Here is a 7,532-nt window from a genome sequence, read left to right as displayed (position 1 = left end):
GGGGTCACCGTCGGGGACGGGGCCGCCGGCGGGACCGGGGCGTACAGCGCGTAGTAGCCGGTGCCGGTCTGGACCTGCGCGTCCAGCGTGACCGAGCCGGCGTTGGCGAAGACGAAGGTGATCGGAACCACGGCGCCGGCCGGCTGGTCCAGCGTGGGGACGATCGCGGTGGTCGCCTTGGGGCCGGGGTTGCCGAGGTTCAGCGCGTCGCCCATGGGGATGGCCGTCGTGCCGGACAGCGTCGCGGCGGTGGTGCCGACGGTGACCGAGACGAGGTTCTCGGCCTGCTGCTCGTTGTTGGCGATGCTCGCGATGACGCTGGCGGGGGCGTTGCCGTTGCGGTCGGCGACCACGGCGACACCGTTCAGCTTGAGCTGGCCGTTGCTGAGCGTGGTCGCGGCGGAGTTCGGCTTGACCTGGAGGGTCGCCGCGCTGGACCCCGCAGAGCAGGCGGCGAGGACGGGGGCGATCGCGACGGCGATGACGGCGGCGACCGCGCCGCGACGAAGACTGCGGCTCACGGCGGAGAGTTCTCCTTGAACGTTTTGAGGGTTCTGGTCCGCGTTCAGATTACCGAGGGCCTTTATCCGCTCCACACGGGGTCGCCCGTGTCGCACCATCACACCTCGGTGGACCCACCCGGACGAAGATCAGATCACGGTTGGATAACGCCCGGAACGCAAGATCATTGCGTGATGACGGTGTGCACGCAGGTTCGTGGACAACCGCTCCGACCTGCGAGAAGGGCTCCTCGAACAGGGGTCGCAGCATGGAACCGGGCCCGTTGTCAAGCCTGCGAACCAGCTCTGACCTGCGGAAACGCCCTTCTGATACGGCCTGAACCGTGTTACTCTGGAAAGCCACGGAAGGGGTACCTGTCACATGACGTTCAAGGTTGGCGACACCGTGGTCTACCCCCATCACGGGGCCGCGCTGATCGAGGCCATCGAAATTCGCCAGATCAAGGGTGTGGACAAGACCTATCTGGTGCTCAAGGTGCAGCAGGGCGACCTGACGCTGCGCGTGCCCGCAGAGAACGCAGAGTTCGTAGGCGTGCGCGACGTGGTCGGCCAGGACGGTCTGGACCGGGTCTTCGAGGTGCTGCGAGCACCGTACACCGAAGAGCCCACCAACTGGTCCCGCCGCTACAAGGCGAACCTGGAGAAGCTCGCCTCGGGTGACGTTATCAAGGTCGCCGAGGTTGTGCGCGACCTTTGGCGTCGCGAGCGCGAACGCGGGCTGTCCGCAGGCGAGAAGCGCATGCTCGCCAAGGCGCGCCAGATCCTGGTGAGCGAGCTCGCGCTCGCGGAGAACACCAACGAGGACAAGGCGGAAACGCTGCTCGACGAGGTGCTCGCCTCGTAACGGACACGCGTGCGGTTGTGCGCCCTGCCTGCGCACAAACGTGAGTGTGTCTCCGTGCGGTTCACGTTCGTTCTGTCGTTCGTCCCAGCGCCTGGCGGTCGCATCGCCGGGCGCTGAGGCGTGCACGGAAGTCCTGCATGGAACCATGGAGCGACGGACTTCGGTCCGTAGAGGTAGTGCCGACGGTGCCGTGCGGTGCCGGACGCGAGCGTCAAGGTGCGCTTCACGGAAGGGCGCTGAGCCCGGCACGCCTTGACCGTACCCATATCCCCGAAGGGACCAAACCTGAACGCCGCAGCAGTGGTGCCCGCAGCGGGCCGGGGCGAGCGACTGGGGCCGGGCGCCCCGAAGGCGCTACGCGAACTCGGCGGGGTGCCCATACTCGTCCACGCGGTCCGGGTGCTGGCGCGTTCGCGCGCCGTCGAGACCGTCGTCGTGGTCGCGCCGAAGGACGGCGTCGCGGAGGTGCGAGCACTGCTCGCCGACGCGATCGGTGAACGCGAGAGCGCCGCTCTCGTCGTCGTGCCCGGCGGGGACACCCGCCAGGAGTCCGTCCGGGCCGGCCTGGCCGTGCTCCCGGCCGACGTCGACGTCGTGCTCGTCCACGACGCCGCCCGTCCCCTCGTCCCCGTCGACGTGGTCGACTCCGTCGCCCGCGCCGTCGCCGACGGCGCCGAGGCCGTCGTGCCGGCCGTCCCGCTCGCCGACACCGTCAAGCAGGTAACCCCGGCCGCGGCCGCGGGCCTGCCCGAGCCGGTCGTCGCCACCCCGGACCGCGCCACGCTGCGCGCTGTGCAGACGCCGCAGGGCTTCCGTCGCGACGTGCTCGACCGCGTCCACGCCAAGGCGCTGGAAGAAGGGGTCGACGCGACTGACGACGCCGGGCTCGTCGAGCGCTTCGGCGGCCGGGTCGTGGTCGTGCCCGGTCACGAGGAGGCGTTCAAGGTCACCCGACCGCTGGACCTCGTCCTCGCCGAGGCCGTCCTGGCCCGCCGGAGGTCCCGCGATGAGTTCTGAGACTCCTGCTGAGACCTCCGCCACACCGGCGGCCTTCCGGCTGCCGCGCACCGGCATCGGCGTGGACACCCACGCCTTCGCTCCCGGTCGCGAGCTCTGGGTCGCCGGCCTGCGCTGGGAGGGCTACGAGGTCGGCCTCGAGGGCCACTCGGACGCCGACGTCGTCGCCCACGCGGCGTGCAACGCGCTCTTCTCCGCAGCCGGGCTCGGCGACCTCGGCGCGCACTTCGGCACCGACCGCCCCGAGTGGGCCGGCGCGGCCGGAGTGAAGCTGCTCGCCGAGGCGGCCCGGATCGTGCGGGCGGCCGGATTCGAGATCGGCAACGTCGCGGTGCAGGTCGTCGGGCCGTACCCGAAGATCGGCAAGCGGCGGGCGGAGGCACAGGACCTGCTCTCGGCCACGGTCGGCGCGCCTGTCTCCGTCTCCGGCGCGACCACGGACGGCCTCGGCTTCCCGGGCCGCGAGGAGGGCCTGACCGCCATCGCGACCGCGCTCGTCTACTGAGCCCGAGCCCGGCCGGGCCGAGCCGGGCCGGGCCCGACCGAGGCCGGCCGAGCCCGGCCGAACTGCGCGGGTCGCGGTTCTGCGACACGTGGTTCTGCGACAAGTTCGTCAAGGCCGTGTGCCCTTCCCCCGAAGGGCGTAGGGCAGTGCCTGCCGCCCACTACCCTGGTGGGGTGAGCATTCGCCTGCACGACACCGCCTCCGGCCAGGTTCTCGACTTCGTCCCGAACACGCCGGGCTGCGTGTCGATCTACCTGTGCGGAGCGACCGTCCAGGCCGCTCCGCACATCGGCCACATCCGCTCCGGCCTGAACTTCGACATCATGCGCCGGTGGTTCGCCCACCGCGGCTACGACGTCACGTTCGTCCGGAACGTCACCGACATCGATGACAAGATCATCGCCAAGTCGCGTGAGTTCGGCCTGCCCTGGTGGCAGATCGGCTACGCCAACGAGCGCGCCTTCAACGACGGCTACCACGCGCTCGGCTGCCTCCCGCCGACCGCCGAGCCGCGCGCGACCGGGCACGTCACCGAGATGGTCGAGATGATGCAGGCGCTCATCGAGCGCGGGCACGCCTACGCCACGCCCGAGGGGAACGTCTACTTCTCCGTCACCTCCTTCCCCGAGTACCTGGCGCTCTCCCACCAGGAGTTGGACAACCTGCGCCAGCCCGAGGGGGAGGGCGAGACCGGCAAACGCGACCCGCGCGACTTCGCCATGTGGAAGGCCGCCAAGCCCGGCGAGCCCAGCTGGCCCACCCCGTGGGGCGACGGCCGTCCCGGCTGGCACCTTGAGTGCTCCGCCATGGCGCACAAGTACCTCGGCCGCGCCTTCGACATCCACGGCGGCGGGCGGGATCTGATCTTCCCGCACCACGAGAACGAGATCGCGCAGTCCAAGGCCTACGGGGACGACTTCGCCACCTACTGGCTGCACAACGCCTGGGTGACGCTCAGCGGCGAGAAGATGAGCAAGTCGCTCGGCAACTCGGTGCTGGTCTCGGAGATGACGGCCAAGTGGCGCCCGATCGTGCTGCGCTACTACCTCGGCACACCGCACTACCGCTCCACGATCGAGTACAGCGAGGACGCGCTGCGCGAGGCGGAGACCGGGTTCAACCGGATCGAGTCCTTCCTGCAGCGCGTCGTGGAACTGCACGGCGCGGTCGAGCCCGCCGACGACGTGCCGCCGGCCTTCGCCGAGGCGATGGACGAGGACTTCGGCGTGCCCGGCGCGATGGCGATCGTGCACACCGCCGTCCGGCAGGGCAACGCGGCGCTCGCCGCGGACGACAAGGAGAGCGCGGTCGCGCGCATGTCCGAGGTCCGTGCGATGCTCGGTGTGCTGGGCATGGACCCGCTCGACCCGTTCTGGGCCGGCCCGGGCTCCGGCGAGGACCTCCACGGTGTGGTCGACTCGCTGGTCCGGATCGTCCTGGAGCAGCGCCAGGCCGCCCGCGAGCGCAAGGACTGGGCGACGTCCGACGCGATCCGGGACCGTCTCGTGCAGGCCGGGCTCAACATCGAGGACCGCGCGGACGGCTCGCGCTGGACCCTCAACAAGTGACCACGTCCACGTGACCACCTCTCGGTGATCACGTCGCAGGACGACCAGTAGGAACAGGAAGCAGGACAGCACCCATGGCCGGCAACAGCCAGCGCAGGAACCGCCGCAACCCGGGATCGAAGAAGGGCGCGTCGGTCGGCACGGGCGGCCACAGCCGTCGGGCGCTCGAAGGCAAGGGCCCGACGCCGCCCGCCGAGGCGCGCAAGGGCCACCCGAAGCAGCGCGCCGCGAACGCCGCGGCCAAGCGCGCCGCCGACGCGCGCTCGCGCAGCGCTACGCGCCGTGGCGGCGTCCAGGGCCGCACCGGCAAGTCCGGCGCGGAGCTGGTCTACGGCCGCAACTCCGTGCTGGAGGCGCTGCAGGGCGACGTCCCCGCGTCCGCGCTCTACGTGCAGCAGTTCATCGACAACGACGACCGCGTCCGCGACGCGCTGTCGCTGGCCACCGAGCGCGGCGTCCCGCTGATGGAGGCCCCGCGCCAGCAGCTGGACAACCTCGCCGAGGGCCACAACCACCAGGGCCTGATCCTCCAGGTCCCGCCGTACGAGTACGCCCACCCGGACGACCTGCTGGCGTCGGCCGACGTCAACAAGGACGCGCCGCTGATCGTCGCGCTGGACGGGATCACCGACTCGCGCAACCTGGGCGCCGTGGTCCGGTCCGTGGCGGCGTTCGACGGCCACGGTGTCGTCGTCCCCGAGCGCCGCTCGGCGGGCATGACCGCCGGCGCGTGGAAGACGTCCTCGGGCGCGGCGGCGCGCGTCCCGGTCGCCCGCGCCAGCAATCTGACGCGCGCGCTGGAGGCGTACAAGAAGGCCGGCCTCTTCGTCGTCGGTCTGGCGGCGGACGGCGAGCACGACATCGTCGGCCTGGACGCGCTGACCGGTCCGGTCGTCGTGGTGATGGGCTCGGAGGGCAAGGGCCTGTCCCGACTCGTCTCGGAGACCTGCGACCTGACGGTCCGTATCCCGATGCCGGGTCAGGCGGAGTCGCTCAACGCCGGTGTGGCGGCGGGCATCGTCCTCTACGAGGCGGCCCGGCTGCGGCGGCCGAAGCAGAAGTAGTCGCGACGTCGCGAGTGCGACGTCAAATCTGTGACGTCACGTCTGTCACGTCGCGTCTGTCAGGTCATGTCTGCCACGTCGTGCCTGTGACGTCGTATCTGTGACGTCGCGACAGTTCAGTTCAGGGGCGCGGGGAACCGCGCGCGAGCCGGTGGCTCGTCGCGCGCCTCCCGCGCCCCGGTTCGCGTCCGTGCGCGGGTCCGCGTCCGCGACCATGGCTCGGGCCCTGACTCGCACTGCCGATCGTGCAACCGGACGGTTCGTCATACGGGTCAGCCGGTCGGCTGTCAACCGGGAGTGTCTTTCCGGCCCTTTGGACGGTTAGTGGGATGTGGACACCAGAACACGTACCCGTCCTCGTCCCACGGCGGCGAACGCCGGTGGGATAGACGGCGGCGAGCCGACGCTCAACATGGTCAAGGTGCCGTCGGACCCCTCGCGGTTGAACACCACCACCGCGAGCTTCCGGGTCCGCTTCACCCCGCCCGCGGCGCCGTTGATCGACGTGCACCTGCTCGGAGTCGACCTGGGCAGACGGGAGTCCATGCTGGTGGGCGCCGGAGCCGTCGGCGTCGCAGCGGCCTCGCCGCGCCGACGTGCGCGGGTCACGCCGATCACCTGGACCGGGCAGCTGGATCTCGTCGTACCCGGGGTCACCCCGGGCGTGCAGCCCGGCGTGCTCGTCCAGTCCGCCCTGGCCGGCGTCCCGGCCCAGAGCACGGCCAGGCGGGCCGAGGAGCTGGAGGCGACGCAGCCGCTCAGCCTCGCGGAACTCGACGCCTACGACGCCGAGTTGGACGACGTCCGGATCTTCGAGCCGGCCGCGCGGCGGCCTCCGCTGCCGGAGGCGGCCGACCGTGGTGGTGCGTCCCAGCACCAGACCTGGCAGTCGACCAGGCGCGTCGACCTGGGCCTGGTCCTGCTGCCGCTGCGTGTCTTCCTCGGGCTGTTCTCCATCTACGCGGGCTTCAGCAAGCTGTGCGACCCGGTCTACTTCAACGGCGGCGCGCGCGGCTCGATGGTCCACTGGATGGAGGCGCTGCACCCGTGGAGCGTCGCGCAGCCGCTGATGGCGCTGGCGCTGGCCCACCCGGTGGGCGCGGGGCTGGCCGTGGCGTTCGTCCAGATCAACGTCGGTGTGCTGGCGGTGCTCGGGCTGTGGCAGAGGTTCACCGCGGGCGTGGCGATGACGTTGTCCTTCGCCCTGCTGGTGACGGTGAGTTGGCGGACGGTCCCGGTCTACGACACGCCGGAGATCATCTACCTGGCCGCATGGAGCCCGCTGCTGCTGGCCGGCGCGCCGATGTTCTCGCTGGACGGCTGGCTGCACCTGGAGGCCTGGCGCAGGCTCGGCGAGCAGGCGCGCGTCGCGCAGCTGCGGCGTCGGGTGATGCGCCGCGGCGTGGTGCTGACCACGGTCGTGGTCGGCGCGACGCTGCTGCTGGGCTCGGCGCTGGGCGCCGCGGTGCGCGCGTCGCACATGACGCAGACCACCACCACGACGACGGAGGCGCCGAGCGTCGCACCGTCGGCGTCGCCCAGTGAGGTTCTGCCGATGGGCGCGTGGCCGAGCGGCGCGGTCCCGGTCCCGGTGGCGACGGCTCCGAAGGCGGGCGCGTCCGCCCCGGGCACGGCGGCGAAGCCGTCGTCCCCCTCCCCGTCCGCGTCGAAGCACCACAAGGGCTCCACACCCGGCACCGGCCACACCGGGACGTCCGGCCCCGGTACCGGCGCCACGGCGGGCGGTGCCGGGGGCGGCGCGGGCGGCGGCACCACGCCGACGCACTCCCACAACCCGGCGCCCAAGCCCACCTCGACGGGCGGCAACGGCGTGATCGGCGGCCTGCTGGGCGGCTGACAAGGTTGGAAAAAGGTGACCCCCGGCCGGAACGGCCGGGGGTCACCTTTTGCCTGATACTTGCCTTGCTCTTGCCTTGCTCTCTTGCCTTGCTTCGCCTGCGGCGGGCGCTGTCACGCGCTGCTGCGGGTCGCCACGGCGGGTTGAGTCCCGCC

The 7,532-nt window shown here is 71.4% G+C and carries 7 protein-coding genes; 6 read left to right on the top strand and 1 reads right to left on the bottom strand.

The window, feature by feature from the left end; translation table 11 throughout:
• The coding region (locus TR49_RS44190; RefSeq protein ID WP_052434872.1) for a hypothetical protein at nucleotides 1-521 on the bottom strand (521 nt) is incomplete at its 3' end.
• A 361-nt stretch (nucleotides 522-882) separates the two neighbouring features.
• Between TR49_RS44190 and TR49_RS33680 the strand changes: the two genes are divergently transcribed.
• The 6 genes from TR49_RS33680 (at nucleotide 883) to TR49_RS33655 (ending at nucleotide 7,377) form a co-directional block, all read left to right on the top strand.
• On the top strand, nucleotides 883-1,365 hold the full coding sequence (locus TR49_RS33680) for a CarD family transcriptional regulator (protein WP_030255707.1): 483 nt from the start codon (nucleotides 883-885) through the stop codon (nucleotides 1,363-1,365).
• A gap of 252 nt (nucleotides 1,366-1,617) precedes the next feature.
• Nucleotides 1,618-2,382, top strand: coding sequence for a 2-C-methyl-D-erythritol 4-phosphate cytidylyltransferase (gene ispD / locus TR49_RS33675; RefSeq protein ID WP_042388633.1), 765 nt, complete (start codon nucleotides 1,618-1,620; stop codon nucleotides 2,380-2,382).
• Nucleotides 2,372-2,887: a 2-C-methyl-D-erythritol 2,4-cyclodiphosphate synthase gene (gene ispF, locus TR49_RS33670; RefSeq protein WP_042388631.1), complete on the top strand. Its 516-nt coding sequence runs from the start codon at nucleotides 2,372-2,374 to the stop codon at nucleotides 2,885-2,887. The genes ispD and ispF overlap by 11 nt, the downstream gene beginning before the upstream one ends.
• Before the next feature lie 173 nt (nucleotides 2,888-3,060).
• Nucleotides 3,061-4,455, top strand: a complete 1,395-nt coding sequence (gene cysS, locus TR49_RS33665) for a cysteine--tRNA ligase (protein ID WP_042388629.1) — start codon at nucleotides 3,061-3,063, stop codon at nucleotides 4,453-4,455.
• A gap of 74 nt (nucleotides 4,456-4,529) precedes the next feature.
• Nucleotides 4,530-5,519 (top strand): 23S rRNA (guanosine(2251)-2'-O)-methyltransferase RlmB, encoded by a 990-nt coding sequence (gene rlmB, locus TR49_RS33660; protein WP_042388626.1) that lies wholly within the window; start codon nucleotides 4,530-4,532, stop codon nucleotides 5,517-5,519.
• A 442-nt stretch (nucleotides 5,520-5,961) separates the two neighbouring features.
• A complete protein-coding gene (locus tag TR49_RS33655; RefSeq protein WP_236653644.1) occupies nucleotides 5,962-7,377 on the top strand; it encodes a DoxX family protein in 1,416 nt (471 codons plus the stop codon).
• Nucleotides 7,378-7,532: the final 155 nt, after the last annotated feature.

The organism is Streptacidiphilus melanogenes (genome assembly GCF_000787835.1).
GTDB classification, from domain to species: domain Bacteria; phylum Actinomycetota; class Actinomycetes; order Streptomycetales; family Streptomycetaceae; genus Streptacidiphilus; species Streptacidiphilus melanogenes.
This window is presented reverse-complemented; position numbering and strand designations above follow the sequence as displayed.

Excerpts from the sequence above, each read along its gene's own strand:
- TR49_RS33680 (WP_030255707.1), top strand. The coding sequence starts at position 883 with ATGACGTTCAAGGTTGGCGACACCGTGGTCTACCCCCATCACGGGGCC.
- ispF (WP_042388631.1), top strand. The coding sequence starts at position 2,372 with ATGAGTTCTGAGACTCCTGCTGAGACCTCCGCCACACCGGCGGCCTTC.
- rlmB (WP_042388626.1), top strand. The coding sequence starts at position 4,530 with ATGGCCGGCAACAGCCAGCGCAGGAACCGCCGCAACCCGGGATCGAAG.